Origin of the sequence: Gordonibacter urolithinfaciens (assembly GCF_900199375.1) — a bacterium.
In the GTDB taxonomy this organism is placed as follows: Bacteria; Actinomycetota; Coriobacteriia; order Coriobacteriales; family Eggerthellaceae; genus Gordonibacter; species Gordonibacter urolithinfaciens.
Map to the genome: position 1 here is coordinate 2,099,793 of NZ_LT900217.1, position 25,831 is coordinate 2,125,623.

The window sequence follows — 25,831 nt, forward strand, 5'->3', positions numbered from 1 at the left end:
GAAAGAGGAGAATCATCTATGGCTCGTCTTGTTGGTGTCGACCTTCCTCGCGACAAGCGCGTTGAAATCGGCTTGACCTACATCTACGGCATCGGTCTGACCACCTCCAAAAAGATCCTCGCCGAAACCGGCGTGGATCCCGACGTCCGCATCAAGGACCTCACGGAGGACGATCTGACCAAGCTGCGCGACTACATCCAGGAGAACATCAAGGTGGAGGGCGACCTGCACCGCGAGGTTTCCCAGAACGTCAAGCGCCTCATGGAGATCGGTTGCTATCGTGGCCTGCGCCATCGTCGCGGCCTGCCCGTTCGCGGACAGCGCACGCACACGAACGCGCGTACCCGCAAGGGTCCTCGTAAGCAAATCGGCGGAAAGAAGAAGTGAGGTAGCTTAAGTGGCAGCAAAGAAAAACGTGCGCACGCGCATCAAGCGTTCCGAGCGTAAGAACATCGCCGTGGGCGCCGCGCACATCAAGTCTACGTTCAACAACACCATTGTGAGCATCACCGATCCCCAGGGCAATGTGATCTCCTGGCAGTCCGCCGGCACGGTTGGCTTCAAGGGCTCCCGCAAGTCCACGCCGTTCGCCGCGCAGATGGCCGCCGAGGCCGCCGCGAAGACGGCCATGGAGCATGGCCTGCGCAAGGTGGCGGTGTTCGTCAAGGGCCCGGGTTCGGGTCGCGAGACGGCCATCCGCTCGCTGCAGGCCGCCGGCCTGGAAGTCTCCAGCATTCAGGATTGCACACCCATTCCGCACAACGGTTGCCGTCCGCGCAAGCGTCGTCGCGTGTAACTGAAAGGATCGAAGTATTATGGCTCGTTATACTGGAGCGGACTGCCGTTTGTGCCGTCGTGAAGGTGCGAAGCTCTTCCTGAAGGGCGACCGCTGCTACACGGACAAGTGCGCGATCGAGCGCCGCAACTACGCGCCCGGCGAGGCCGGCAAGAAGCGTATCAAGGAAAGCGAATACCGTCTGCAGCTGCGTGAGAAGCAGAAGACCAAGCGCATCTACGGCGTTCTGGAGAAGCAGTTCCATCACTACTACGAGATCGCCGGCCGCCAGCAGGGCGTCACGGGCGAGAACCTGCTGCGCATCCTCGAGAGCCGTCTGGACAACGTGGTGTACCGCCTTGGCTTCGCGAAGTCGCGCGCCGAGGCCCGTCAGCAGGTGCGTCACGGCCACATCACCGTGAACGGCCGCCGCGTGGACATCCCGTCGTTCCGCGTGAAGGCGGGCGACCTGGTGGCCGTGGCCCCCAAGGCCAAGGACCTGCTGGTCATCAAGAGCGCGCTCATCTCCAACGAGCGCGTGCAGGTGCCGGCCTGGCTCGAGGTCGACATCGAGAAACTGCAAGGCAACGTGCTTGCTCTCCCGCAACGCGATCAAATCGATCTGGACATTCGCGAACAGCTCATCGTCGAACTTTACTCGAAATAATCGCGGCATAGTAAGGAGGCTTACACAACATGACAGAGTTCATGAGGCCTACGGTAACAACGGAAGAAGTCAACGAAACTGTCGCGCGTTTCGTCGTGGAACCGCTCGAGCGTGGCTACGGCTACACCTTGGGCAACTGCATGCGCCGCGTGCTGCTCTCGTCGCTGGACGGGGCGAAAGCCACCGCCATCCAGATCGAGGGCGTGCAGCATGAGTTCACGACGGCCGAGGGCGTCATCGAGGACATCACGGACATCGTCTTGAACGTGAAGGGCCTCGTGTTCTCGGCACTCAACGAGGATATCGAGGAGGCCACGGCCCATGTGTCCGCCGAGGGCCCCTGCACGGTGACGGGTGCCGACCTGGACATCCCCACCGAGTTCACGCTGGTGAACCCCGAGCACGTCATTGCCACGGTTGCCGACGGCGGCCAGCTGGACATGACGATCCGCATCGGGGTGGGTCGCGGCTACGTGTCCGCGGAGCGCAACAAGCGCACCGAGGACCCCATCGGCGTCATCCACGTTGACTCGTTGTTCTCGCCGGTCCGCCGGTGCACGCTGAACGTCACCGACACCCGTGTGGGTCAGCGCACCGACTACGACAAGCTCGTGCTGGAGGTTGAGACCGACGGCTCCATCGCGCCCTCCGAGGCCGTGTGCCGTGCCGCCAACATCATCAACCAGTACATGGGGGCGTTTTTGGGCCTGTCCGACATCGTGGACGAGGAGGAAGGCGAGGTTCCTTCCATCTTCGCGCCCGAGGGGCAGGAGTCCAATGCCGAGCTGGACAAGCAGATCGAGGACCTGGACCTTTCCGTCCGCTCCTACAACTGCCTGAAGCGCGCCGGCATCCATTCCGTCCGCCAGCTCGTCGAGTTCTCCGAAAACGACTTGCTGAACATTAGGAACTTTGGTGCGAAGTCCATCGAGGAAGTGAAGGACAAGCTCATTTCCATGGACCTCAATTTGAAGCTTTAGGAGATACGAGATCATGAGACACTACAAGAAGGGGCGCAAGCTGGGCACCGACACCAGCCATACCAAGGCCATGAAGAAGAGCCTGGTGTGCGCGCTGCTGGCGAACGACCGCATCAAGACGATCGACTCGCGCGCCAAGGAGATCCGCCCCGACGTTGACAAGATCATCACGTGGGCGAAGAAGGGCGACCTGCATTCCCGCCGCCTCGCCATTGCGGCGCTGGGCGACAAGGAGCTCGTGCGCGAGATCTTCGAGAAGGTCGCGCAGGGCATGTTCCAGGACCGCCAGGGCGGCTACACCCGCATCATGAAGCTGGGTCCCCGCAAGGGCGACGACGCCCCCATGGTTATCATGGAGCTGGTGACCGAGCCGGTGAAGGCGAAGAAGGACGAGGCCAAGCCCGCTGCCAAGAAGGCTGCGAAGAAGGCCGCCCCGAAGAAGGTCGAGAAGGCCGACAACGAGGCCAAGGCCGAGGAGACCAAGGTGGAGGCCGAGGAGGCCAAGGCCGAGGAGGCCGCCGACCAGGCCGAGGAAGCCGCCGCCGAGAATGCGGAGGCCGCCGAGGCCGAGGCCGTGGAGAAGGAGAAGGCCGAGTAGCCTTTCCCCGACCTGCGCATAAGCACTGCATCCGAACGGGAGCCCACGGGCTCCCGTTTTTGCGTATGCCAAAGCTCGGCCAGTGCCGCCACCAATGCGTCAAGAACGCGTTTTCCCGCGGTTGCGCGGCGGTTCCGCACGCTGGACTACCATAAAGGGGAGCGGGCGCACGGCGCGGCCCGCCGGCAATCCGCAGCTAGGAAAGAGGCTCCTATGGAAGACCGTGGACCCGCAGACGGGAAGCCTGCAACCGACGGCAAGATGAACGTGGCATGGCACATGAAGGACATGGCGGGCGAGCTGCAGCAGCACGCGCAGGACGCTTTCGGCGACGTGGGCGACCATGCGCAGGGACTCGCCGGCGAGGTGGCGCATCACTCCCAGCAGGCCGCGGTCGAAGTGCGTCGCGAGATACCCGTGCTCATCGAGCACGTGCGGGATACCGTAATCGACCTGTTCGGCAACGTGCGCCACAACGCGTCGCGGAAGTGACGGGCTCGCCGCCCTGCTGGTTCGTCGCGGTAGCGTCGCGCCGCCGCCCTGCCGATGCGTCGGACGCCGTCTCCGGTCCCGAATCCAAGCGTTGCACGTTCGTCAGCGTGCGGAAACCGGTCCTGTCGGGGCGGTGGCTACAATAGGCTGGACAGCTTACCTTCCCCTGGCGGGATTCCCGACGAAAGGAGCCGAACCATGGCCGAGACCACGACGAAAGAGGATATCCGCATCGACGCGGACGAAGCGGACGAGCTGAACCGCGAGGCGGCCGACGACCTCGAGCGCATCGAGCGTGCCGTCAAGCAGGAGGCCGAGGAGTACGTCGAGGCCGTCGACGGCGACGGCAACGAGAAGGAGTCCGTGGAGGCCGCCGCCACCGCGTTCGACTTCGACGAGGCGGAAGGCGAGACGGAGCGTCTGGCCAACGACGCGTCCGAGCGCGACTAGCCGTTCCCGGCAGCGCAACGGGCGCGCCGGTGCGACGCGGGCGTCGCGAAGGGCGCCCGTTCCGGTTCGCCTGGTGCATCCTGCGCTCCCTGTGCGCGAACCGTTGCGGCGCCGTTTTCCCCCGGAAGCCGACGCCGGGCACCCCATCCCTAGAATGGGGATGACACAGAACCTTCCCGAAAGGAGCAGAAATGGTCGATCAGGCTTACAAGACGGGCGACGCGTCCGTCGATATGAAGAACGGCGCAAAGGACATGGCTCACGACGTGAAGAACAACGTGAAGGACGCGTTCCACGAGGCGAAGGCGGGCGTGAACGAGCGCCGCGCCGAGGACGCCGCCGCCGACCGCGAGCATCAGGTGGCCCAGCAGACGGGAAGCACCGACGCCGCCATGCGCGCGCAGCAGCACGAGAACCGCAAGGACCAGAAGTCCGAGGGCTTCATGGACTCCGTCAAGGATTCGCTCGGCAAGGCCGGCGAGGCCATCAAGGAGGCCGCGTCCGACGCGAAGGACAACATCAAGCAGGGTGCCGAGAACATGAAGGAACGCATGTAGCGCCCACGCGCCCTCCTGCCCCTCCGAAGCCCGTAGCATGAGCTGCGGGCTTCTCTTTTCCATCCGCTCGGCCGCGCCGTCTGAAAGGCAATTCCATGGGTTCTTCCGCTGCATCTCCCTCCCCAAGCCGGACCGTCCGGGCCGGTCATGGCAAGGGATTCGTCCTCATCGCCGCCGTGTACCTGCTGGGCCTGTTCATTGGCGCGCTCGACACCGGCATCGTCACGCCCGCGCGTACCGTCATCCAAGGCGACCTCGGCATCACCGACCAGATGAGCGTGTGGATCATCACCATCTACACGCTGGCGTACGCGGCGGCCATCCCGGTCATGGGCAAGCTGGCCGACCGCTCGGGGCGCAAGCGCATCTACCTGGTCAGCATCGCGCTGTTCGGCGCAGGGTCGCTTTTGTGCGGTCTCGCGCAGGACGTGGGAAGCTTCTGGATGCTCTTGGGCGCGCGAGCCGTGCAGGCGATCGGCGGAGGCGGCATCGTGCCGGTGGCCACCGCCGAGTTCGGCACCACGTTCCCTCCCGAGAAGCGCGGGTTGGCGCTGGGCCTGGTGGGCGGCGTCTACGGCATCGCCAACATCTTCGGCGCATCGGCCGGCAGCCTGATACTCTCGCTGTTCGGCCAGACGAACTGGCAGTTCATCTTCTACGTGAACGTGCCCATCTGCGCGGTTATCGTCGCAGCAGGGGTGTTCGTGCTGCCGAACACGCGCGCCGAGGAGGTGAAGCCCATCGACGGCTTGGGTATCGCGGTGCTCGTGACGATGGTGCTGTCGCTCCTGTACGGCCTGAAGAACCTCGATTTCTTCAACGTGGGCGCTTCCCTCGTGTCGACGGACGTGTGGCCGTTCCTGCTGGCCTTCGTGGTGCTGCTGCCGCTGTTCGTGCTCATCGAGCGGCGGGCGGCCGACCCGGTGCTGAACCTCTCGTACTTCCGGAACCGCGATATCCTCGTCACGCTCGTGCTGTCGGTGATCACGGGCGTCATCCTGATGGGGATCATCTTCATCCCGCAGTTCGCGGAGAACGTGCTGAAGCTGCCCTCGGGCAGCGGCGGCTACGTGGTGATCGTCCTCGCGGCGTTCGCGGGCGTGGGGGCCCCGGTATCGGGCAAGCTCATCGATCGGTTCGGCGTGAAGGCCGTGCTGGCCTTCGGGCTTGCCGCCTCGGCCGCCGGCGCGCTGTTCCTGGCGCTCGTGGCGACGCGGTTCGCGAACCTGGCGACGCTGATCGTCAGCCTGGTGGCTATCGGCATCGGGATGGGCTTCACCATCGGCACGCCGCTCAACTACATGATGCTGGCGAAGACGAAGGAGAGCGAGTCGAACTCGGCGCTGGCAACGTTGTCGCTCGTGCGCTCGGTGGGGACGGCGGTGGCCCCGGCCGTTCTGGTGGCGTTCATCGCGCATGCGGGCATGGCCGTGCCCGATCGCATCATGGGCGTGCTGCCCGACGTGCCGAACGGGCCTTCGATGGCGCAGCTGGCAAGCGGGGAGGGCGGGGGCGCGGGACTGCCTCCCGACCTGCAGCAGCTGATGGAGAATTCGGACGTGACGACGATCGTCGGCAGCGTGAAGACGTTGGCGAAGACCGAGATAGCGCAAGCGGCGACGGCCGCCGGGATGCCGTCCGAGGCGGTCGATGCCGCCGAGGACCAGTACCTTGCCGCCATCGACGAGCGGGCGGGGACTATCGAGGACACGTTCCAGAGCACGCTCGACGAAGGGTTCCGCGGAGCGTTCCTCCTGGTGGGGGCGTGCTCGCTGATTGGCTTGGCGCTGCTCGCGCTCTATCGGGAGGATAGCGGGTCCCACGGGCGCGGGAGCGGCGAGTCCGCGGAGGCGCGGCGCGGTCGCTGACGGCGCCTTCCGCTGAACGCGCGGAATTGTCACCCCATGCGCGGCGGGCGGCCGGCACTTGTGGCATACTGCCAGCATGCGCATCAACGTCAGCTCCTACATCCCCGGAACCTCGCCGATCCACGCGTGCGACGCGCGCGTGAAGATCGTGCTGCTCGCGATGTACTCGGTCATGTTGTTTCTCGTGGACACGTGGGCGGGGCTGGTGCTGTGCGGCGCGCTGTTCGCGGCGGCGGCGGTTTCGTCGCGCATTCCCCTGCGGCGGTTCTTCGCGCTGCTCGTGCCCGTGTACGTGCTCGCGGCGTTCGCGGTCGTGTTCAACGGGTTCGCCTTCGATGTGGGCCAGGCCGCTCCGGGGGCGGCGCCGCCCTTGATGGGGCAGGAGCCGGGGCTCTTCGGCAGCCTGCCGCCGGTGGCGCTCGTCGGGTCGTTCGGTCTCGTGCCCGCAGGCCTCGCGCGCGGATGCTTCTTCGCGGTGCGCATCGTGCTGCTGGTCACAGCCAGCCTCGTGGTCACGTACACCACCACGTCCACCGCGCTCACGGACGCGCTCGCCGACTTCCTGCGCCCGCTGCGGCGGCTGCGCGTGCCGGTGGACGACATCGCCATGGTGTTCTCGCTGGCGCTGCGCTTCATCCCCGTCACGGCCGAGGAGCTCGGTCGCGTGCACGACGCGCAGCAGGCGCGCGGCGCGTCGTTTTCCGAGGGCGGCCTGTGGGAGCGCCTGCGTGCTTGGCAGACCGTGCTCATCCCCCTTTTCGTGGGCCTGTTCCGCCGTGCCGACGCGTTGGCCGTGGCCATGGACGCCCGCTGCTACGGGGCCCAGCCACATCGTACCTCCCTGCATGACCGTCGCCTTGCGGGCCGCAGCCTGGCCGTGCTCGCCGCCGGCCTCGCGCTGTGCATCGCCGTCGCCGTGCTGCTGTAGGGCTCTTGCGGACGGGCCTTGCCCGGAAGGGGCGCCGCCGGCCAGCCTGTCGCCCTTTGCCCGCCCGGCAAAAAGCGGCGGCCGCACAGCGGTCGCCGCTTTTTTTTGAAAGTTGCGGCCCGGCCGCCGGGAGGGAGATGGCGTCCGGGCCGTTGCCGGGCCGGCCTACTCGGCGCCGGCCAGCTTGCGGCCGGTCACGTAGCCGAACGTGAGGCACGTGCCGCCCAGGTTATGGCCGGGGAAGTGCGTGGAGTAGCAGTTCGTGTACATGTCGCCCACCGTGGAGCCCAGGCAGTACAGCCCGTCGATGACCTCGTCGTCGGCGTTCATGGCCTGCAGGTCCTCGTTGCAGCGGATGCCGCCGGTGGTGGACAGGAACCACGGCGTGCACTCTATGCCGTAGAACGGGCCCTTCTTGATGGGCAGCAGCAGCTCTTTGCGCTTGCCGAACTCCTCGTCGACGCCTGCGTCGCAGTAGCCGTTGTACGCCTCGATGGTCTTGAGCGTCTCGTCCTTCGGCAGGCCCAGCTTCTCCACCAGCTCCTCCACGGTGTCGGCCTTGATCATCTTCACCGGGATGTCGCCCGAGCCGTTCATGTTGATGGTGCCGGGGCCGTCCACCACGGTCTGCCAGTAGGCGCGCACGTCGTCGGGCGTGTCGAACACCTTCGGGCCGTCCACGTAGCGGTGGTTCTGCCAGCCCGGCTCGTTCGCGTAGTCGTCGTCCCAGATGGCGAACGCGTGGTTGCCCTTCTGGTGCATGAGCGCCAGGCCGCCGTGCGAGATGACGTTGTCCTCGTTGTCGTAGCGGCGGCCGTCCTCGTTCACCATGAGGCCCTGGAACGCGCGCACCTGGCGCGTGATGGAGCGCCACTGGAAGCAGAAGATCATGGGCGCGGGCGTCTCGCTCTTGTCGACGGCGGCGCCGGCCCAGTACGCCATCTTGTGGCCCGAACCGTTCCAGATGCCGCCGAACTCGGTCTGGTGCGCCGCCCAGGGAATGAACTTCTCCAGCATGTCCTTGTCCTGGCCGAAGTCGCCCGTGGCGATGACCACGCCCTTCTTTCCGTTGAACCGCACGTAGCCGTCCTTGCCCTTCGCCACGACGCCCACTACCTTGTCGCCGTCCTTCACGAGCTGCTGTGCGTCCGTCTCGTAGCGGATGTCCACACCGGCCTTCTCGCAATACAGCGCCATGTTCGCGCACACGTCCTGCTGCGGGTTGTCGTCGGGGCCCTTGCCGTTGGGCCCGTCGAGGAACTCGTGCGTGCCGGGGAACTCGCCGTTGATGTTCTCCGGGTCCTCGTACCAGTGCTCCATGACGGGGGTCAGGTCGTCGCCGCCCACGGAGCTGGCCGTGGTCATGCGGTCGATGAGCCAGTCCATGGCCTCGCCCGAGCGGTTGAAGTGCAGCATCCACTTGCGGCCGTCCACGCGGTAGGAGTGATAGCCCATCATGCGCTTGTAGCGCTGGGCCACTTCCTCGACGGAGCACTCGTAGCCCTTCTCCTTCGTCAGCTTCGAGTTCATGGCGTAGATGGAGCCGCCGCGCCCGATGACGTGGTCCATGCGCTCGAGCATGACCACGTTCGCACCGTTCTCGGCGGCTGCGAGCGCGCAGCACAGGCCGGAGAACCCGGCGCCGATGACCACGACGTCGGCGTCCACCGTCTCCTTGATGTCGCCCTCGGCGATGGGATCGGGCGCCGTCTCGAAATCGTAGGTGCCGCCCGCGGCCTTGCCGTCGGAGGCCGACGTGCCCGCCTTGCCCTCCTTCGGCTGCGCAGCGCAGCCGGCGAGCGTCCCCACGCCCGTGACGGCGGCGGTAGCCACGGCGCCCGTGGCGAATGCGCCCTTGAGGAAGCTGCGGCGGTCCATGCTCGTCTTCTCGTTCTCCATGTGAAACCCCTTCCCTCCGGCGGAACGCGTCCAGCGCGCCCGCTCCCTGCCCGGCGCCCTCCGCACCGTGCGTTGCCCGCACCCTAGCACGCGTGGCGTGCGCTCCGCTTCGCCCATCGCAGGGAAAAAGCCGAATCGTGCGTTTTCACCCTGCGGGGTGAGGCGCGACGCGGTATGCTTGTGCGAGGGACAAAGGGGAGGGCCCATGAAGGGAAGCCACGTTCGCCACCTGTTCAACGAGCCGGGCGACCGCGAGCGCGTGCGCGCGGAGCTCGGCCACGCCGCGGCGGGAAACGCCCGTATCGCGCTGGCCATGGCAAGCTACATGGTTTGGCTGATAGCCTGCTGTACCGGGCCGGCCGTCGTGCTCGGGGCACAGGGGTCGGGAGGCGGCGAGATGCTCCTGCCGGCATGGCTGGGGCCGCTCGCGTGCATGGCGGCGGCGAGCGCGGTCATAGCCGTGTGGTTCAAGCGGACCCGCAAGGTGCCGAGTGCGACCTCGTGGACTGTGGCATTGGCGTCGCTTATGACGCTCGCGGCGGCCCTTCATCTGGTGTGGGCGCTCGACACCGGGCTGCCGACGGCTGCGCGGGGCGCGCTGTACCTGCTGGCGAGCCTGGTCATGGGTGTGGGATGCGCGCTGTTCCGCGTGGAGGTCGATCGCGTGTTCGGCTGGATAGGAACGCAGCAGACGTTGTACCAGGGCATGCTGGCCACCGTGGCGACGGCAGCCGTGCTCGCGATGCTGGCGGTGGCGGGCCGGGTATCCGGGTCGGGCGACCTGCCCCTGCTGGCAGCGCCCCTCGTGCTGCCGTTCGCGGGCGCCGCGCTGCTGCGCTCCGTGGTGGGCGGCTTCCCCCGGGCGCGTTACTACGGGCATGGGCGCGACGTGCCGCTGCCGTTTCCCGCGAAGTTCGCTGCCACGTCGTGCGTGCAGGGTCTGGCTGCCGGCGTGCTGTTCGCGGGAATGTTCGCGTTAGGCGGCGACGGCGCCGGGGTGGCCGCCGTCTTTGCCGGGGCGGGCGGCGCGGAGGCCGTGGCATGGACCTCCTCGTTCGGGAGCACGGCGCTGTGCTCTGTGGGGCAGCTTGCGGCGGTGGCTCTGCTGTTCGGCACGCTCGTGTTCCTGCGTCTCGACTTCAACCGGCTGGTGTACAAGGTGGCTTTCCCGTTCGTGGCCCTCGGCTTCGTTCTGCTTGCGCTGCTGCCCGATGCGACGGCGGTGGGCAGCGCGGTGCTGGCTGCCGGGTTCTGCTACCTCGACCTGGTGCTGTGGAGCCTGGGCGCCTGCCTCATGAAAAACATGGGGCTGCCCGCCACCTGGATCGCCAGCTGTCCGGGTGCCGCGCTGTTCTGCGGCGTGGTGGTTGGCGCAGGGCTGGCCTTGGGCTTTTTGGGCGCCGAGATGTCGCCCGATGCCGCGCTGCTCGCCAGCTGCGTGGCGTGCCTCGTGCTGGCGGCGGCCCTGTTCCTGTCCAGCGGCAGCAACCTCAAGTACGGCTGGGGCACCGTGCGTCCCGGCGAGAGCAGCCTGGCGGCGGGCGACATGGCGGGAGTGGTGAAGTTCGTGGCCACCGAGCGTGCGGTCACGCAGCGCGAGAGCGAGGTCATGCTGCTGCTGGCCGAGGGCAAGTCGCGCCGCGCCGTGTGCGAGGCGCTGTCCGTGTCGCCCGACACGGTGAAGACGCATGTGCGCAGCATCTACCGCAAGCTCGCCGTGCACTCCCAGCAGGAGCTCATCGACTACCTGGCGCGCGAGCGGGAGGACCTGGCCGCCGACGGCTCCGAGCATCCGCTGGGGGCGTGAGGCCGCCGCGCGCCCTTTCATGCTATGCTGCGTCTGCCGATTGGTCCCAAGGAGGTTTCCCCGTGCTGCAGATAGGCGAGTTCTCCCGGCTCTCGCGCATATCGGTGCGCATGCTGCGCCACTACGACCAGGTGGGTCTGCTCAAGCCCGCCGAGCAGGACGCCCAGACGGGGTACCGTCGCTATGCCGTGTCCCAGCTGGCGGAGGCGAACCGCATTACCGTCCTGCGTGACCTGGGGTTCCCCATCCGGGAAATCGGGCGGCTGGTGCATGCGGACGACAGGGAGCTGGCCCGCGCCCTGGACGATCGCGCGCGTGAGCTCGAGGAAGGCATCGGGCGTGAGCAGCGCCGACTTGCCGACCTGCTCCGTTTCCGGCAGGACGTGGAGGCCGGCGGGTCCGCCATAAGCTGCGAGGTGGCGCTCGTGTCGGTTCCCTCCTACCAGGTGGTGGCGCTGCGCATGGAGCTGGAGGGCTACGGCGAGGAACGGCGGGCTTGGGAGCGGCTGGGCGCATTCATGAGAGAGCGGAAGATTGCGCCATCCGAACCTTACACGGAGTACTGCGAGTTCTGCGACGAGGGGGCGGCGGCCGATGCGGGCGGCGATGCTGCAGGCGGTGCAGGGGACGCGATCGCCGCAGGCGGCGCGCCCTGCGGTGCCCCATCGCCCGTCACGGTGGAGGTGGCCGTGGCCACCGATGCGCACGGCGAAGACGACGGGCCGCTGCGCTTCTACCGCAGCGCCGCGCTGCCGCTTGCCGCGAGCATCAAGGTGTACGGCCCCTACGAGAACATCGCGCCCGTGTACGCGTCGTTCGCGCGGTGGCTGGAAGATCATCCCGCGCTGCGCATGGCCGGCCCCACGCGCGAGGTGGCCCATCGCGGCCCGTGGAACGCGGAAGACCCGCAGGACTACCTTACGGAGTTTTTGGTTCCCGTCCAGAAGACCGCTTGACCCTCCCACGGTGTCAGCCCCTATGCTCCTCATCATGTGCCGCCGCAGGGGCGGCCATCGCGAGAGGAGCAATCCATGCAAACGTTTTCCGTTCATCCCGTCGGCGTCGTGAGCGGGGGAGGGGAGGGGCCTGCGCAGCTGCGCATCGACCCGGCGTACCGCGACGGCCTGCGCGGCCTCGAGGGCTTCGGCCACGCCGTCGTCATCTGGTGGGCGCACGAGGTTGACGACCCCGAGCTGCGCGCGCTCACCGATGCGGGGCGCCCCTACACGCGTCTCGACCACGACCTGGGCATTTTCGCCACGCGGAGCCCGCTGCGGCCCAACCCGCTGGCCCTCACGGCCATCGAGCTGGCCGCCGTGGACGCGGACGCCGGTATTGTGGAGACGCCCTACCTCGACGCCGCCGACGGCACCCCCGTGCTCGACCTCAAGCCCTACACCCCCAGCATCGACCGCATCGAGCACCCCATCGTCCCCGCCTGGTGCGCTCACTGGCCCGCAAGCACGGAAGCCTCCGCCGATTTCGACTGGGCGTCCGAGTTCCGCTTCTAACGCGACGCGGAGCGCAGAAGTAATAAGTTCGTAATTTGACAAATCGTAACTTCATAAAGCACCGTAGCCATCTGATTCCCGCGGAAAAGCGCCTCTTGTTCCTGTTCTCGAAGTCCGGGTTCACCGAAGCGTGCCGCAACCGTGCGAATGAGATCGGCGCGACGTTGGCGAGCTTGGCCGAGTTGGGGTTGCAGAAAACGCTTCGCCGCCAATGCTTGCCCGGGTACCCTCGATCGCGCCGGTCCGGCTTTACCGTTCGCCTTCATGGTTGTGGGAAACGCTCGCAGAATGGGGGATTGCGCTTCCGACGTGCTATGATTGCCGGGAAGGTCACGCTTCGGCGGAACGGTCCGGCGAAGCGGATTGGACAGACTACGAGGAGGCATTCATGAGCGTCATCATCGATGTGTTCGGTCGCGAGATCCTGGACTCGCGCGGCAACCCGACCGTGGAGGTGGAGGTCGTGCTGGAGGACGGGGCGTTCGGCCGCGCCGCCGTGCCGTCGGGCGCTTCGACCGGCGCGTTCGAGGCCGTGGAGCTGCGCGACTGCGACAAGGGCCGCTACCTCGGCAAGGGCACGCTCGACGCGGTGGCCCACGTGAACGAGGAGATCGCCGAGGCGCTCATCGGCCTGGAGGCCGACGACCAGCGCACCATCGACGACATCATGCTCGAGGTGGACGGCACCGACAACAAGGGCGCCCTGGGCGCGAACGCCATCCTGGGCGCGTCGCTGGCCTGCGCGAAGGCCGCGGCCGAGTCCGCTGAGCTGCCGCTGTACAAGTACGTGGGCGGCGCGAACGCGCACCTTCTGCCCACGCCCATGATGAACATCCTCAACGGCGGCGTGCACGCCGACAACAACGTGGACTTCCAGGAGTTCATGATCATGCCGGTGGGCGCGGACAGCTTCGCCGAGGCCCTGCGCTGGTGCGCCGAGATCTACCACACGCTGAAGAAGGTGCTGCACGACGCGGGCCTGGGCGGCGGCGTGGGCGACGAGGGCGGTTTCGCCCCCAACTTCAAGACGAACGAGGAGCCGCTCGAGTACGTCACGAAGGCGTGCGAGGCCGCCGGCTACAAGCCCGGCGTGGACATCATGTTCGCCATGGATCCGGCCTCGACCGAGTTCTACGACGCCGACAAGCAGAAGTACGTGCTGGCCGGCGAGGGCCGCGAGCTCACGAGCGCCGAGATGGTGGACTACTGGGAGGCCCTGGTGAACAAGTACCCCATCATCTCCATCGAGGACGGCATGGCCGAGGAGGACTGGGACGGCTGGAAGGCGCTCACCGAGCGCATCGGCGACCGCGTGCAGCTGGTGGGCGACGACCTGTTCGTCACGAACTCCAAGCGACTGGCCAAGGGCATCGAGATGGGCTGCGCGAACGCCATCCTCATCAAGGTGAACCAGATCGGCAGCCTCACCGAGACGCTGGAGGCCATCGAGATGGCGAAGCAGGCCGGCTACGCCTGCGTCATGAGCCACCGCTCCGGCGAGACCGAGGACACCACCATCGCCGATTTGTCCGTGGCGTGCAACACCGGCCAGATCAAGACGGGCGCGCCCTGCCGCTCCGACCGCGTGGCGAAGTACAACCAGCTGCTCCGCATCGAGGAGGAGCTGGACTCCGCCGCCGTCTACGCCGGCATGAGCGCGTTCTACAACATCAAGCGCTAAGCCGGTTGCGCACTGTGCGGGCGGCTCGCCGTGGGGAACGGCGGGCCGCCCGCTTTGTAGGTGACAGAATAAAAAGGGGATTCTACCAGGGGGTTCGTCCAATGTTGGAAGCACGTGCCGTCACGGCTGGAACCGAGGATGCGCAAGAGGTGGAGCGGTTGCTGGAAGCCGCGTTCCCACCGTATGAGCGCCCGCCGTTCTCGTTTCTTACCACGCAGGCCGAGCGCGAGGAAGTGTCGCTGCTCGCCTATCGCGACGAAGGGCTGTTCTGCGGATTCGCCTTCATGATAGAGGACGCGAGGCTGGCGTACGTGCTCTTCCTCGCCGTTGGCGAGGGGGTTCGCTCGAAGGGCTACGGCGCGCGCATGCTCGCCGACATCGAGCGGCGCTGCCCCGGCAAGACCATCGCGCTCGACATCGAGCCAGTGATCGAGGGCGCCCCGAACGTTGTCCAGCGGCAAAGGCGCCGCGACTTCTACCTGCGCAACGGCTTCGCGCCCACGGGCATCGCGAACTGCTTCGAAGGCGACGTGTACGAGGTGCTCGCGAAGGGTCCGGGTTTCGAGTCGGACCGCTTCCTCGCGCTGATCAACGAACTGCCGGAAGGCGAGGACAAGACGCTCGCCCCGCTCGAACAGGCGGTGCCGGCCTATGCCGAGCGGCTGCTCGCTGCTCGATGAGCGCCCAGAGAAGCGCTGATTGATGCAACGGTGACGGATGCCTCCAAGGCAAGGGTTTCTGCCCTTGCCGGCAGCGGGATTGTTCCGCAGGAGGCGGCAAGCGCAGGGTGCTTGCCCTGCGAAACGGCCTATGACGGAGCTTCGGCGTTTCCTAGAAGCCCAGGTGTGCGTCCGCGTCCGGCTCGGGGTTGTGCAGCAGGCCTTCCTCGAGCATGCGGGCGCCCACGGCCAGGTACTCGTCGCCCGCCGCGGTGCACAAGCGCGCGATTTCCTCATCCGACAGCGTGCGGTTCACGCGCGCGGGCATGCCCATAACCAGGCTGCCGTCGGGAAGCTCTTTGCCCTCGGATACCAGCGCGCCGGCGGCCACCACACAATTCGCGCCCACCTTCGCCCCGTTCATGACGATGGCGCCCATGCCCACGAGCGCGTTCGGCCCTATCTCGCAGCCGTGTATGACGGCGCCGTGCCCTATGGTGCAGTGGTCGTGGAGGATGGCGGGATGATCGCGGTCCACGTGGACGACGGCGTTCTCCTGGATGTTCACCTCGTCGCCGATGATGACGGGCGCGTCGTCGGCGCGGATCTGGGCACCGGCCAGCACGCAGGAGTCGCGCCCGATGGTCACGTCGCCCACGATGCCGGCGGCGGGGGAGAGGCGCGCGCTCGGGTGGATGCGAACGTTGCGGTAGAGGGAGGGCTTGGCTTCGGCGTGGGTCATAGGGATTCCTTTCGGTCGATTCCCTTCCTATTATAACGGCGCTTGCGAGGTGCCGACTGGTTTCGGTGGGCGCAGGAGAGGAAGCGGGGGAAATGCGGCAAGGGGAGGTGGGCTCGGCGAAGTCGAAGGTCGGTGCGGGCGGAGGGCGCGGCGAAATCGAAGAGCGGCGCGCACGGGGGCGGCAAAGTCGCCGTCCGTAACTATACTTTCAGCGCTATAATAGTCGGCATGGTATATCGAAGGTGCGCAACGGCCCGCGTCGGCGAAGGCGGCGGGGCGGGGCGCGCTTTTTCAGGAAGGGGACGAACCGATGAAGGAAATGATCTCGCTCGAAGAGGCCCGCGAACTCGTGCTCGCGAACGTGGAGCCGTTGCCGCAGGAGACGGTGCCGGTGCTGGAGGCGGTGGGCCGCGTGGCAGCCGAGGACCTGCGCAGCGACATCGACATCGCCCCGTTCGCGCATTCGGCCATGGACGGTTTCGCGGTGCGCGCGGCCGAGCTGGCTGCCGCGAGCGCCGAGGCGCCGGTGGAGATGGACGTCATCGCGGAGGTTGCGGCCGGCGACGTGTACGAGGGCTCCATCGGGGAGGGCCAGTGCGTGCGCATCATGACGGGCGCGCCGGTTCCCGACGACGCCGACGCCGTGGTGAAGTACGAGATCGTGGACGTGGTGACCGGTGACGGCAAGCCAGGAAGCCGCGTGGCGTTCACCGCCCCCGTGAAGGAGCGCAACAACGTGCGCGAGGCGGGCGAGGAGGCCAAGGCCGGCGAGGTTGTGGTGGAGGCCGGCGAGGTCATCGGCTCGGCCGGCGTAGGGTTCCTGGCGGGCTGCGGCGTGGTGGAGGTGCCCACGCACCGACGCCCGCGCGTGGCCATCATCTCCATCGGCAGCGAGCTGGTGGACCCCACCGAGGTTCCCACGCCCGGCAAGATCCGCAACTCGAACAGCTACGCGCTGGCCGCGTGCGCCCAGGCCGCAGGCTCCGCACCCACGATCCTGCCCATCGTGGAGGACACGCTGGAGGCCCTCGCGGCCGCCGTGTCCGCCGCGGCCTGCGAGTACGACTTCGTGGTGACGAGCGGCGGCGCCTCCAACGGCGACTTCGACTTCATCAAGCCCGTGGTGGAAGAGCTGGGCGAGCTGCTCATGACCACCGTGAACATGCGTCCCGGCAAGGCCCAGACGTTCGGCGTGGTGCAGGGCACGCCCGTGTTCGGCCTGCCCGGCAACCCGGCGGCCGCCTACGTGGGCTTCGAGATGATCATTCGCCCCGCGCTGCGCAAGATGCAGGGTTACCGCCATTTCACGCGTCCCGTGGTGAAGGCGAAGCTCTCGCGCGACGTGAAGAAGAACGATCCGCGCCGCATCTTCCTGCGCTCCACGTTGTACAAGGACGATGCGGGCGAGTACGTGGTGGCGCCGGCGAAGAACCAGAGCTCGGGACTGTTCGGCGTCATCCAGCGCAGCAACTGCATGGCCATCATGCCCGAGGGCTTGGAGTCGCGCACGGCCGGCTCGCTCATCGACTGCATGCTGTTGGACGTTTCCGAGGAGGTCAGCCTGTAGGTTCCGCCGGCCTGTCGGCCGCCGGAACAGCCGACGCTGCGAAGGGCCGTGGCACGCCGCCTTCGCGCGATCCCGGAAGCTCGCGTACCCAAAGTACGCTTCGCCTCCGCGATCTCACGAATGCGACGCACCACGGCCCTTCTCGCTGACTTACTAACGCCAACCTGCGAGAAAGGAACGACCATGTCCGAACAAGCTCTGACATTCGCTCTTATCACCTGCTCCGACACGCGCAGCATGAAGGAGGACACCGCGGGCGCCGCGCTTGAGGCGCTCATCGCCGAGAAGGGGTGGACGTGCGCGAGCCACGTGGTAGTGCGCGACGAGCGTGCCGACATCGCCGCGGCCATCGTGGCCGCCTGCGACGAGCTTGATGCCGATATCGTGCTGACCTGCGGCGGCAGCGGTCTTTCTTTGCGCGACGTGACGCCGGAGGCCACGATGGACGTGTGCGAGCGCAACGTGCCCGGCATCGCCGAGGCCATGCGCGCCCACTCGCTGGCCATCACCCCCTACGCCATGCTCTCGCGTGCGCTGTGCATGCAGCGCGGCCGGCACCTGGTGATCAACCTGCCCGGCAGCGAGAAGGCGGCCCGCGAGAACTGGGACGGCATCGTGGCCGCCCTGCCGCACGCCGCCAAGATGATGGCGGGCGGCGGGCACTAGGAAGGTTCCGGCGGTCTGCCGACCGCCGGAACGAGCCGACGCTGCGGCCGGCTGTGGTACCCGATCTTCGCGCGATCCTGGAGACTCGCGTACAAAAGTACGCTTCGCCTCCGCGATCCCACGAATCTCGGGTACCACAGCCGGCCTCGCTGACTTACTGTGCCAACCTGTGCGTCCCCTAAAACCCCACCGTCAAATGCAGCTGGTAGAACTCCACGCGGGTGACGAGCACGGCGGTCAGCAGCAGCAATGTTCCTGCCCCGCTCAAGGCCAGGGCCGCCTGCGGGCTGCGGCGGGATCGCAGCGACAAGGCGGCGCAGATGCAGCCGGCGGTGCCTGCGAGGGCGTGGAACGTGATGGCCGTGCCGTAGCCCGGCACGAGCGCGCTGGCCACCAGCTCGTTGTTCGCCACGTCGGCGAGGCTCTGCTGGTGCAACGCCAGCACGACCGTGCCCGCCGCCAGCGCAACGGCGCTCACCGCCACGAGCACGGCGTCGTACCGTCGCCGCCCGGCGCGTGCCAGGTGCAGGAACAGCAGCCCGAGCATCGGCCCCGCCAGCAACGCCGAGAACCACAGGTTCGTCGGCGTGAACCAGGTGTCCCAGGTGGGCACCGTGTCCACCGCATAGGCAAGCGACGTGCAGGCCACCAATGCCGCGCCGGCTGCGCAGGTCAAAACGAGCCACGGCTTCGCCACTGAATCGGGGAAGTGCTGCTTGAAGGCCGCCATCCAGTACGAGCCGGCCAGGAACAGGAAGGCCACGGCCGCCAGCACCTCGTTCGACAGCGGCGAGCGCCCCACGCCCGAGAACACGTGCAGCGCGTTGGCCGGCGTGCCCAGGTGCGTGGCCGAGGCGATGAAGCCCACGAGCACCACCGAGAACGGCAGCGCCGCCAGGCGGTCGATGCGCACGGCGGCCTCGTGGTCGCGCTCGAGCAGGCGCGCCAGGGCGAGCGCGATGAACGCGATGGTGCCGGCCGGCGCCAGCGTGGTGAACAACGCGAGCGAGAGCTCGTCGAAACCGCTGGTCATACCTATATCTCCTGGTGATTCGCAATATACCCGCCCTCTTGGGCGGCCAGTACGGCCGCGGGCGAGGGGAGGATGAAGAGGTTCGGCCACGTGGCGTCCTCCGGCGGTAGCGGCAGGATGGAGCGCACGACGCCCGGATGCCGTGCCGCGAGCTCTGCCGGGTCTCCCCATTCGAGCGCCCGCACGGGGCAGGCCTCGACGCATACGGGCCCCAGCCCCTCGTCCAGCCGCGCGCGGCAGCCGTCGCACTTCGAGCTCTTCTTCAGGTGCTGGTCGATGAAGGGGGCGTGATAGGGGCAGGCCATGGTGCAGTACCCGCAGCCGATGCACTTGCGCTCGTCGGGCCACACGAGCCCGCGGTCGTCCTTGTGCATGGCGCCGGTAGGGCACACGCGCGTGCAGGCGGGGTCGCCGCAATGGTTGCACGCGAGCGACAGGTGGTAGGCGAACACGCCTGTGGCAACGGCCATGCCCGCCTCGGTGCCCGCGCCCGCCGCGCCGGGCCGCTCCCACGTGCCGCCCTCGTAGTCGATGACGCGCCGGAACATGGCCTCGGCCCCGAGGTCGCGGTAGTCCTTGCACGCCATCTCGCAGGTCTTGCACCCGGTGCAGCGCGTGTTGTCGAAGAAGAATCCGAACGTCATGAGCGGCCCTCTGCCATGCTCCCCTGCCCGCACGCTCCTGGAGCGGGCATCCCGCCCCAGTATACCGGAAGCGGCCGCGCCGGGGAGGGAGGGGCGCGGCCGCTTCTTCAGAGAGGTGCGGGGCCCGGCGGCCGCAAGCGCTGCCGGGCCCCGCGGAAACGGTGCTGTTACGCGGGGACGTTCGTGACTTCCTTCTCGTTCGCTATCGCCCCCGTGGTGTCGCCGGGCTCCTTGGCGGCCGGGCAGGGGTTGATGGCGATGGACGGCGTGGTCTCGTCCGGCGAGGGCATGGGGGCGATGCCCGCCACGGTGCCGGTGTGGGCCGCGCGCAGCTCCTCGATGTCGCCCCATTCGAGCGCGCGCACCGGGCAGGCGTCCACGCAGATGGGGTTCAGGCCCTCGGCCACGCGGTCGGCGCAGCCGTCGCACTTCTGGGCCTTCTTGGCATCGTCGAGAACGGGCACGTTGTAGGGGCAGCTGGTCACGCAGGCGCCCACGCCCGTGCACTTCTCCTGGTCGATGTGCACGAGGCCCGTCTTGCCGTCCTTCTCGATGGCGCCCGATGGGCACTTGGCCATGCACGCCGGCATGGCGCAGTGGTTGCAGGCCAGCGACACATGGTAGGCGAACGTGTCGGTGGTGTAGATGCCGTCGCCGGCATCGATCCACGAGCCGCCCTCGTAGTCGTATACCTTGCGGAACGCGATGGTGGCGGGCAGGTCCTTGTAGTCCTTGCACGCCATCTCGCAGGTCTTGCAGCCCGTGCAGCGCGTGCTGTCGAAATAGAAACCGTACTGGGTCATGGTTGCGTTCCTCCTTTACGCTTTCGCTACTTGGACGATGAGCGAGTGCACGCCGTTGCCCTTCGCGAGCGGCGAGGGATGGTAGGGGGTGATGGTGTTGATGCAACCGCCCTTGTCGATGCGGTCGCCCGCCATGTCGGCGTCGTGCCAAGCGCCCTGCGGGATGCCTACGGTGCCGGGGATGATACGCGGCGTGACCTTGGCCTCGATAAGCATCTCACCCACGGGGCTCTTCACAGAGCACTTATCACCGTTGGCGATGCCGCGCTCCTGAGCGTCCAGATCGTTGATCCAGATCTGCTGGCGGCAGGCCTGATTGAGCTCTTCCACTCCGCCGTAGGAGGAGTGCGTGCGGGACTTGTAGTGGAAGCCAGAGGCGTACAGCGGGAATTCGTCGGTGGTGCTGCCGTAGCCTAGGTAGCCCGGGTCGAACACGGGGATGGGGGTAACGACGTCGCACTCGGCCAACTCGAGCTTCGCGGCATCCTCGGCAAGGCGCTCGGCGTAGATCTCGATCTTGCCCGACGGCGTCTCAAGCGGGTTCTTGGAGGGATCGGCCACGAAGTCGACCAGGCCGATGACCGGCTCGAGCTCGCGCTTGTAGTGCCCCTGGGCCTTGATTTCGTCCCAGCTGGGCATGTTGCCGTCCTTCTCGGCGGACTTCTTGTAGATCTCCTCGATCCACTGCTCCTGCGTCTTGCCCTCGGTGAAGTCATCCTTCAGGCCCAGCTTGTCGGCGATACCGGAAACGATGTCATACTCTTTCTGGGCATCGCCCGGGGCATCCTGCGCCGGGCCGCCCACCACGACGCCGTTGTAGTACTCGGCATAGCCGTTGGCCGCCATGTGCATCTGCTCGGCGCGCATGGCGTCGGGCAGCAAGTAGTCGGCGTACTTGGCGGAGTCAGTCATGACGGTGTCGATGACCACGATGCACTCGAGCTTGCTCTCGTCCTGCAGGATGTCGTGCACGAGGTTGATATCGGAGTGCTGGTTCGAGATGCAGTTGCCGCCGTAGTTCCAGAGGAACTTGATGCCGGTCGAAAGCTTGTCGGCGCCGCGCACGCCGTCCTTTGCGGCGGTCATCTGCTCGCCGTGGTCGGCGGCGTTGAGCCACTGGTAGCAGTTGATAGCCGTCTTCACCGGGTTCTCGCCCTTGGGCATGCTGCCCAGGATGCCGCCCGGCTCGGCCTCGCGCATGCCCGTGTTCGTGCCGGGCTTGCCGATCATGCCCGTGAGGATGGGCAGCATGCAGATGGCACGCGAGGTGTTCTCGCCGTTGTTGTGGCGCTGCGGGCCCCAGCCCTGCACGACGAACAGCGCCTTTGCGGACGCGATGTCGGCGGCCAGCTGGCGGATGCGATCGGCGGTGATCTGCGTGATGGGGGCAGCCCACTCTGGCGTCTTCTCCACCATGTCGTAGCCGGTGCCCATGATGTAGTCCTTGTAGGACTTGTTCTGCCCCTTGGCGGACTCGGGCATGGTGTCCTCGTCGTAACCCACGCAGTACTTGTCCAAGAACTCCTTGTCTACCTGGTCGTTCGCGATCAGCTCGTGGGCGATGGCGTTCACGAGGGCCGCGTCGGTTCCCGTGCGGATGGGCAACCACTCGTCAGGGTGTCCGGAGCTCGTCTCGTTCAGGCGGTAGTCGATGTTGACGATCTTCGCACCGGCCTCGCGCACCTTCGCGAAGTCGTAGACGATGTTGGCGCCGCCCATGCGCGTGTCGGCCGGGCTGTTGCCGAACATGATGACCAGGTCGGACTTCTCGGCCTCCGACATGGACGAGGCGTACACGCTGTCATAGGGGTTGCAGCCGTCGCCGTAGGTGTAGGGCATGCCGGACTGCATCATGTTCGTGGAATAGTCGGCGTAGCTCTTCAGGTAGCCGCCCATCAGGTTCGCAAGGCGCGGGAACAGGCGGCTTGTGGCGGAGGAAACGCCGCTGCCGTAGTTCATGTACACGGCCTCGTTGCCGTACTTGTCGATGGTGTTCTTGAGCGCGTCGGCGATGCCCTGGTATGCCTCGTCCCAGCTGATCTCCTTGAACTTGCCCTCGCCGCGCTTGCCCTCGCGCTTCATGGGCTTCATGAGGCGGTCGGGCGAGTTGATCCAGCGGCGGATGGTGCGGCCGCGCAGGCAGGCACGGGCCTGCAACCCGGCGGCATCGCCCACGTTGTCCGTTTCGGCGTAGACGATCTTGCCGTCCTGCACGTGCCAGCGCAGCAGGCACGAGCCGCCGCAGTTGACGACGCACTGGCTGTAGACGATCTCGTCAGCCGTCGCGGCGCCCCCGTCCTTGGCGCCTTCCTCGCTCTTGGGGGCGCAGCCGTACAGCGCGCTTCCGGCGGCCCCGGCCAGCGCGAGCCCGGCGAGCGAGCCCTTCACGAACGTGCGGCGCGACAGCGTCGCTGCTTCGTTCATTGCCATGGTTTCCCTCCTTCTCCTTGGTAACTCCTCCAAGGGCCACGCTACCGAAATAACAGGGCAGCAGAATCACACTTTGCATGTGATTTAAGCGTTTGTCCAGTTCAGGGAGGTGTGGTATCACCCCATTCGCCGGGCGGCCTGCACAGTGCGCAGGTTGCCCGGTGCTGCTTTATACTATAATGGACGCACAGGGCAAGGAGATCGAGGCAGGGGAGGGCCGACTTCACGTGGCAGAAGGCGCCGCGCATACGCATGTGTCCAGTTGGGGGTACGCGTGCTTCCTCACGGTGAACGCCACGTCCATCTGGGGCGGCGTGTTCCCGTTTCTGCCGATGGAGTTCCAAACGGCGGAGGTCACGCTCACGTTCTTCCTCGCTCAGTCGCTCGCGTTCTGGGGCGCGTTCGTGGCAAGTGCCGTGGGGTCGTACCGTTTCCCGCACGGGGCGCGGCGCATGCTGGTGTCGTTGAGCGCCATCCTCGTGTTCGCCGGGTCGGCGTGCCTCATCGGCGCCATGTACGTTTTCGAGGCCGTGCTCGTGCTCGTGGCCGCGGGCGGCGTGCTCTTGGGCATCGGGTGCGCGGGCCTGTTCATGCTCTGGCAGCGTTACTTCGCCTCGCTGCCGCCCGCCCAGGGCAACGTGCGGCTCGTGGTGGGCACGGCGCTTGCTCCCTTCATCTACTTCGCGCTGTACCTTGTGCCCATCGCCCTCACAGCGTTCCTCGTGCCGCTCGTGTTCGTGCCCTTGTGCGGTCTCTGCATCGCGCTCTCCGTGCGCGAGATGCGCATGGACCAGCCCATGTTCGAAGATGTGCCGCGCCAGCATCCGCAGGTCTACCGCCAGGTGGTTTCCGACTACTGGCGCAGCGCGCTGTGCGTGGGATCGCTCGCGTTCGCCAGCGGGGTCATCCGCGGCATCGCCCTTCTGCACCAGGAGATCAGCTTCGTGGTGAACAGCGCTTCCATGCTGGGCTCGTTCGTGTCGGCTGCCGTGCTCTTGCTGCTGTGGCGGCGCATGAGCTTCCGCTTGGGGCTCACGTCGGTGTTCCGTGTGGTGTACCCGCTGGTCATAACGGGCTTTTTGCTGCTGCCGTTCTTGGGCGCGGGCTACCTGAACCTGTTCGCCGCCTTCACCTACATGGTGTTCTCGCTCGTGCTCATGCTCATGATGATGCAGTGTGCGCAGGTCTCGCGCGACCGCGGCATCAACCCCGTGTTCATCTACGCGTTCTTCGGCGCCGTGGTGTACCTCATGCAGGCCGTGGGCTTTCTGCTGGGGTGGGTGAGCGACTTCGTGTCGGTGGACGGGTTCGACTGGTTGTTCTTCGTGGCCATGGTGTCCAGCTACGTGCTGGGCATCACGCTGCTGGTGTCCACGGGCACGCTGTTCAAGGCCGTGGCATCGAAGGGCACCGTGACGGCGGATCCCATCGAGTTTTTGCGCCGCGGCTCCGCCGACGCCGACGGACGGAGCCCCGCTTCCGGCCCTGCAAAGGACGGCAAGCCCGCCAAGCCCGCCAAGGCCGCGCCGAAGCGCCGCAACCGCCCCAGCGCCTCGGACGACGCCGGCGCCATCCGCGACCGCACGTCCAAGCAGTGCCGCGCCATGCAGGAGGCCTTCGGCCTGTCCACGCGCGAGACGGAGGTCATGGAGCTCATCGCCCGCGGCAACAGCATGGCGAGCATTGCCGAGCGCCTGGTCATCAGCGAGAACACGGTGCGCACCCATGCGAAGCACATCTACACGAAGCTCGACATCCACAAGCGCCAGGAACTGTTGGACATGCTCCACGAGCGGGAGGGGTAGGGAGCTGCGTGCGGGAAATCGCTGATTGCGATCAGTGCACAGGGTGCCTACTTCGCGAATTCTACAGGTTCTGTTACAGAGCAGTGAACGTGCTCCGAAAAGGCACGGCAAAGACGAGAAAGGCTACTTAAATGAAGGAAATTACGATTGATGTATGGGCGATAGTGTCTGAACTGATCGAGCGGGTTCCCGGTTTGCTTATAAATCGCGAGGCATTTTTGAGGGATGTATTTCGCGATAAACTTAGTCCTGATCAGTTGAATAGAGTGGTTGAACTTGGCGATTACGGAGATGTTTCGCTGGATATGCTCGACTCGGCGGCGAATTCTTGCATCAACAAAACGCGCTTAACCACTTCAGGAGCTTCGTTCGTCGCGGGCTTACCGAGTTCGCTTCCGACGCTTCCCGCCACTGTAACCGCGGACATAACGCAGTCATTCGCTTTTTATGTTCGCATTGCGCAGCAGCTTTCTTACATATATGGAGAAGCGAACGACTTTACAAAGATGCAAGATGACGACAGGATGACGAAGCTTCTGCTGTACATCGGGGCTATGTTCGGCATCGAGGCAGCGTCGCAAGTGCTTGCCTTGATGAGCTATAACGCAGGAAGAATACTTGCCAAGAAATTCGGTCAGGTTGCTGTAACTAAAGTTCTTAATGGGGTCCCATGGAAAGTGGCGAGAACGATTGCCAAAATGCTCGGGGTCAAGCTGACGAAAGGCGTTGTTCAGAAGGGTATCTCCAAGGTCGTACCGGTTCTTGGCGGGGTCGTGTCGGGTGCTTTAACTTACGCAACATTCGGTCCGATGGCGAAGAAACTTCAGTGTGCTCTTCGCGATAACCTTAAAGCATCCGAAGCGGAAATCGAGGAGCTGTACGAAGTTATATCTTCGGAAGACGATATGGATATTGCGATCTCTGTCTGCAGCGATGTTATTGAAAGCGAGGTGTTGGACCCCGCAGAGTTCAAGGAGGATGGCTCCAAGGAGAAAAGCTAAGCAGGAGGTCACTGATATATCGGGCTCCGCCCACCTTGAAACGCGAGCGGCTGGTTCTCCCAGTGCTATTCTACTAGGTAGTTTCACTTATAATCCTCTTGCGGAAGCTATGCATGGCTTCCGCAGCTGGTCGTCGCTGGAACCGGACACCGGCGCAGTGCTAATGCTACCTATAGCTCCCAGTATCATGCCACCGGATCCAGCGGCGCCCGTCCATCGCCGATAAGATTGATGCCGACAGGCTCCGTAGAATACTGCTCGAGGACAG

General features: G+C 66.2%; 25 protein-coding genes. 19 read left to right on the plus strand and 6 right to left on the minus strand.

All coding sequences use genetic code 11. The features are described 5' to 3' along the window. The first annotated feature begins 18 nt into the window (after window positions 1-18). From rpsM to BN3560_RS09060, 10 genes are all read left to right on the plus strand, one after another. On the plus strand, window positions 19-387 hold the full coding sequence (gene rpsM / locus BN3560_RS09015; protein ID WP_041239254.1) for a 30S ribosomal protein S13: 369 nt from the start codon (window positions 19-21) through the stop codon (window positions 385-387). Window positions 388-397: 10 nt separating this feature from the next. Then, window positions 398-796, plus strand: coding sequence for a 30S ribosomal protein S11 (rpsK, locus tag BN3560_RS09020; RefSeq protein WP_041239256.1), 399 nt, complete (start codon window positions 398-400; stop codon window positions 794-796). A gap of 19 nt (window positions 797-815) precedes the next feature. After that, complete coding sequence (gene rpsD / locus BN3560_RS09025) at window positions 816-1,442, plus strand: 30S ribosomal protein S4 (protein ID WP_041239257.1); 627 nt, start codon at window positions 816-818, stop codon at window positions 1,440-1,442. A 29-nt stretch (window positions 1,443-1,471) separates the two neighbouring features. After that, entirely contained in the window at window positions 1,472-2,422 is a 951-nt protein-coding gene (locus BN3560_RS09030) for a DNA-directed RNA polymerase subunit alpha (RefSeq protein WP_041239258.1), read from the plus strand. 13 nt (window positions 2,423-2,435) lie between these two features. Then, window positions 2,436-3,020: a 50S ribosomal protein L17 gene (gene rplQ / locus BN3560_RS09035; protein ID WP_096227789.1), complete on the plus strand. Its 585-nt coding sequence runs from the start codon at window positions 2,436-2,438 to the stop codon at window positions 3,018-3,020. Between the two features lie 213 nt (window positions 3,021-3,233). Next, window positions 3,234-3,512, plus strand: a complete 279-nt coding sequence (locus BN3560_RS09040) for a hypothetical protein (protein WP_096227790.1) — start codon at window positions 3,234-3,236, stop codon at window positions 3,510-3,512. A 198-nt stretch (window positions 3,513-3,710) separates the two neighbouring features. Then, the gene (locus tag BN3560_RS09045) at window positions 3,711-3,962 is read left to right on the plus strand and encodes a BAG1 BAG family molecular chaperone regulator 1 (RefSeq protein ID WP_087189954.1); all 252 of its coding nucleotides are present in this window, start codon (window positions 3,711-3,713) and stop codon (window positions 3,960-3,962) included. 191 nt (window positions 3,963-4,153) lie between these two features. After that, a complete protein-coding gene (locus tag BN3560_RS09050; RefSeq protein WP_096227791.1) occupies window positions 4,154-4,519 on the plus strand; it encodes a hypothetical protein in 366 nt (121 codons plus the stop codon). Window positions 4,520-4,614: 95 nt separating this feature from the next. Continuing rightward, entirely contained in the window at window positions 4,615-6,387 is a 1,773-nt protein-coding gene (locus BN3560_RS09055) for an MFS transporter (protein ID WP_096227792.1), read from the plus strand. Between the two features lie 76 nt (window positions 6,388-6,463). After that, window positions 6,464-7,315: an energy-coupling factor transporter transmembrane component T family protein gene (locus BN3560_RS09060; RefSeq protein WP_096227793.1), complete on the plus strand. Its 852-nt coding sequence runs from the start codon at window positions 6,464-6,466 to the stop codon at window positions 7,313-7,315. 165 nt (window positions 7,316-7,480) lie between these two features. On the opposite strand, the gene BN3560_RS09065 is transcribed toward BN3560_RS09060, so the two are convergent. Further along, on the minus strand, window positions 7,481-9,214 hold the full coding sequence (locus tag BN3560_RS09065) for an FAD-dependent oxidoreductase (protein WP_096227794.1): 1,734 nt from the start codon (window positions 9,212-9,214) through the stop codon (window positions 7,481-7,483). Between the two features lie 205 nt (window positions 9,215-9,419). On the opposite strand from BN3560_RS09065, the gene BN3560_RS09070 reads away from it, so the two are divergent. The 5 genes from BN3560_RS09070 (at window position 9,420) to BN3560_RS09090 (ending at window position 14,893) form a co-directional block, all read left to right on the plus strand. After that, window positions 9,420-11,021: a response regulator transcription factor gene (locus BN3560_RS09070; RefSeq protein ID WP_096227795.1), complete on the plus strand. Its 1,602-nt coding sequence runs from the start codon at window positions 9,420-9,422 to the stop codon at window positions 11,019-11,021. A 62-nt stretch (window positions 11,022-11,083) separates the two neighbouring features. Continuing rightward, window positions 11,084-11,977 (plus strand): MerR family transcriptional regulator, encoded by an 894-nt coding sequence (locus BN3560_RS09075; protein WP_096227796.1) that lies wholly within the window; start codon window positions 11,084-11,086, stop codon window positions 11,975-11,977. 75 nt (window positions 11,978-12,052) lie between these two features. Continuing rightward, window positions 12,053-12,532: an SAM-dependent methyltransferase gene (locus tag BN3560_RS09080; RefSeq protein ID WP_096227797.1), complete on the plus strand. Its 480-nt coding sequence runs from the start codon at window positions 12,053-12,055 to the stop codon at window positions 12,530-12,532. Between the two features lie 388 nt (window positions 12,533-12,920). Further along, window positions 12,921-14,213, plus strand: coding sequence for a phosphopyruvate hydratase (gene eno, locus BN3560_RS09085; RefSeq protein ID WP_096227798.1), 1,293 nt, complete (start codon window positions 12,921-12,923; stop codon window positions 14,211-14,213). A gap of 101 nt (window positions 14,214-14,314) precedes the next feature. Continuing rightward, complete coding sequence (locus BN3560_RS09090) at window positions 14,315-14,893, plus strand: GNAT family N-acetyltransferase (RefSeq protein WP_096227799.1); 579 nt, start codon at window positions 14,315-14,317, stop codon at window positions 14,891-14,893. Window positions 14,894-15,044: 151 nt separating this feature from the next. On the opposite strand, the gene BN3560_RS09095 is transcribed toward BN3560_RS09090, so the two are convergent. Next, on the minus strand, window positions 15,045-15,614 hold the full coding sequence (locus tag BN3560_RS09095; protein ID WP_096227800.1) for a gamma carbonic anhydrase family protein: 570 nt from the start codon (window positions 15,612-15,614) through the stop codon (window positions 15,045-15,047). Window positions 15,615-15,924: 310 nt separating this feature from the next. Between BN3560_RS09095 and BN3560_RS09100 the strand changes: the two genes are divergently transcribed. Together BN3560_RS09100 and BN3560_RS09105 are read left to right on the plus strand one after the other, a co-directional pair. Beyond that, window positions 15,925-17,181: a molybdopterin molybdotransferase MoeA gene (locus tag BN3560_RS09100; protein ID WP_096227801.1), complete on the plus strand. Its 1,257-nt coding sequence runs from the start codon at window positions 15,925-15,927 to the stop codon at window positions 17,179-17,181. A gap of 183 nt (window positions 17,182-17,364) precedes the next feature. Next, window positions 17,365-17,847, plus strand: coding sequence for a MogA/MoaB family molybdenum cofactor biosynthesis protein (locus tag BN3560_RS09105; protein ID WP_096227802.1), 483 nt, complete (start codon window positions 17,365-17,367; stop codon window positions 17,845-17,847). A 178-nt stretch (window positions 17,848-18,025) separates the two neighbouring features. Here the strand turns inward: BN3560_RS09105 and BN3560_RS09110 are convergent, their stop codons facing one another. From BN3560_RS09110 to BN3560_RS09125, 4 genes are all read right to left on the minus strand, one after another. Then, window positions 18,026-18,880 carry a dimethyl sulfoxide reductase anchor subunit family protein gene (locus BN3560_RS09110; protein WP_096227803.1) on the minus strand — a complete coding sequence of 285 codons (855 nt, stop codon included), beginning with the start codon at window positions 18,878-18,880 and terminating at the stop codon, window positions 18,026-18,028. Window positions 18,881-18,882: 2 nt separating this feature from the next. Then, complete coding sequence (locus BN3560_RS09115; protein WP_096227804.1) at window positions 18,883-19,524, minus strand: 4Fe-4S dicluster domain-containing protein; 642 nt, start codon at window positions 19,522-19,524, stop codon at window positions 18,883-18,885. Between the two features lie 167 nt (window positions 19,525-19,691). Further along, window positions 19,692-20,327, minus strand: a complete 636-nt coding sequence (locus BN3560_RS09120) for a DMSO/selenate family reductase complex B subunit (protein ID WP_096227805.1) — start codon at window positions 20,325-20,327, stop codon at window positions 19,692-19,694. 15 nt (window positions 20,328-20,342) lie between these two features. Further along, window positions 20,343-22,757, minus strand: a complete 2,415-nt coding sequence (locus BN3560_RS09125; RefSeq protein WP_096227806.1) for a DMSO/selenate family reductase complex A subunit — start codon at window positions 22,755-22,757, stop codon at window positions 20,343-20,345. A gap of 179 nt (window positions 22,758-22,936) precedes the next feature. Here BN3560_RS09125 and BN3560_RS09130 point away from each other — a divergent pair, with 179 nt between their 5' ends. Together BN3560_RS09130 and BN3560_RS09135 are read left to right on the plus strand one after the other, a co-directional pair. Beyond that, entirely contained in the window at window positions 22,937-24,562 is a 1,626-nt protein-coding gene (locus BN3560_RS09130) for a LuxR family transcriptional regulator (RefSeq protein WP_154270050.1), read from the plus strand. A gap of 131 nt (window positions 24,563-24,693) precedes the next feature. After that, window positions 24,694-25,563, plus strand: a complete 870-nt coding sequence (locus BN3560_RS09135; RefSeq protein ID WP_096227808.1) for a hypothetical protein — start codon at window positions 24,694-24,696, stop codon at window positions 25,561-25,563. Window positions 25,564-25,831 lie beyond the last annotated feature (268 nt).

Coding starts and splice junctions, on each gene's coding strand:
- BN3560_RS09070 (WP_096227795.1), top strand. CDS start 9,420: ATGAAGGGAAGCCACGTTCGCCACCTGTTCAACGAGCCGGGCGACCGC.
- BN3560_RS09115 (WP_096227804.1), bottom strand. CDS start 19,524: ATGACGTTCGGATTCTTCTTCGACAACACGCGCTGCACCGGGTGCAAG.
- BN3560_RS09120 (WP_096227805.1), bottom strand. CDS start 20,327: ATGACCCAGTACGGTTTCTATTTCGACAGCACGCGCTGCACGGGCTGC.
- BN3560_RS09065 (WP_096227794.1), bottom strand. CDS start 9,214: ATGGAGAACGAGAAGACGAGCATGGACCGCCGCAGCTTCCTCAAGGGC.
- BN3560_RS09040 (WP_096227790.1), top strand. CDS start 3,234: ATGGAAGACCGTGGACCCGCAGACGGGAAGCCTGCAACCGACGGCAAG.
- rpsD (WP_041239257.1), top strand. CDS start 816: ATGGCTCGTTATACTGGAGCGGACTGCCGTTTGTGCCGTCGTGAAGGT.
- BN3560_RS09090 (WP_096227799.1), top strand. CDS start 14,315: ATGTTGGAAGCACGTGCCGTCACGGCTGGAACCGAGGATGCGCAAGAG.
- BN3560_RS09135 (WP_096227808.1), top strand. CDS start 24,694: ATGAAGGAAATTACGATTGATGTATGGGCGATAGTGTCTGAACTGATC.
- BN3560_RS09130 (WP_154270050.1), top strand. CDS start 22,937: ATGGACGCACAGGGCAAGGAGATCGAGGCAGGGGAGGGCCGACTTCAC.
- BN3560_RS09125 (WP_096227806.1), bottom strand. CDS start 22,757: ATGGCAATGAACGAAGCAGCGACGCTGTCGCGCCGCACGTTCGTGAAG.
- rplQ (WP_096227789.1), top strand. CDS start 2,436: ATGAGACACTACAAGAAGGGGCGCAAGCTGGGCACCGACACCAGCCAT.
- eno (WP_096227798.1), top strand. CDS start 12,921: ATGAGCGTCATCATCGATGTGTTCGGTCGCGAGATCCTGGACTCGCGC.
- rpsM (WP_041239254.1), top strand. CDS start 19: ATGGCTCGTCTTGTTGGTGTCGACCTTCCTCGCGACAAGCGCGTTGAA.
- BN3560_RS09030 (WP_041239258.1), top strand. CDS start 1,472: ATGACAGAGTTCATGAGGCCTACGGTAACAACGGAAGAAGTCAACGAA.
- BN3560_RS09055 (WP_096227792.1), top strand. CDS start 4,615: ATGGGTTCTTCCGCTGCATCTCCCTCCCCAAGCCGGACCGTCCGGGCC.
- BN3560_RS09060 (WP_096227793.1), top strand. CDS start 6,464: ATGCGCATCAACGTCAGCTCCTACATCCCCGGAACCTCGCCGATCCAC.
- BN3560_RS09095 (WP_096227800.1), bottom strand. CDS start 15,614: ATGACCCACGCCGAAGCCAAGCCCTCCCTCTACCGCAACGTTCGCATC.
- BN3560_RS09105 (WP_096227802.1), top strand. CDS start 17,365: ATGTCCGAACAAGCTCTGACATTCGCTCTTATCACCTGCTCCGACACG.
- BN3560_RS09080 (WP_096227797.1), top strand. CDS start 12,053: ATGCAAACGTTTTCCGTTCATCCCGTCGGCGTCGTGAGCGGGGGAGGG.
- BN3560_RS09100 (WP_096227801.1), top strand. CDS start 15,925: ATGAAGGAAATGATCTCGCTCGAAGAGGCCCGCGAACTCGTGCTCGCG.
- BN3560_RS09050 (WP_096227791.1), top strand. CDS start 4,154: ATGGTCGATCAGGCTTACAAGACGGGCGACGCGTCCGTCGATATGAAG.
- BN3560_RS09045 (WP_087189954.1), top strand. CDS start 3,711: ATGGCCGAGACCACGACGAAAGAGGATATCCGCATCGACGCGGACGAA.
- BN3560_RS09110 (WP_096227803.1), bottom strand. CDS start 18,880: ATGACCAGCGGTTTCGACGAGCTCTCGCTCGCGTTGTTCACCACGCTG.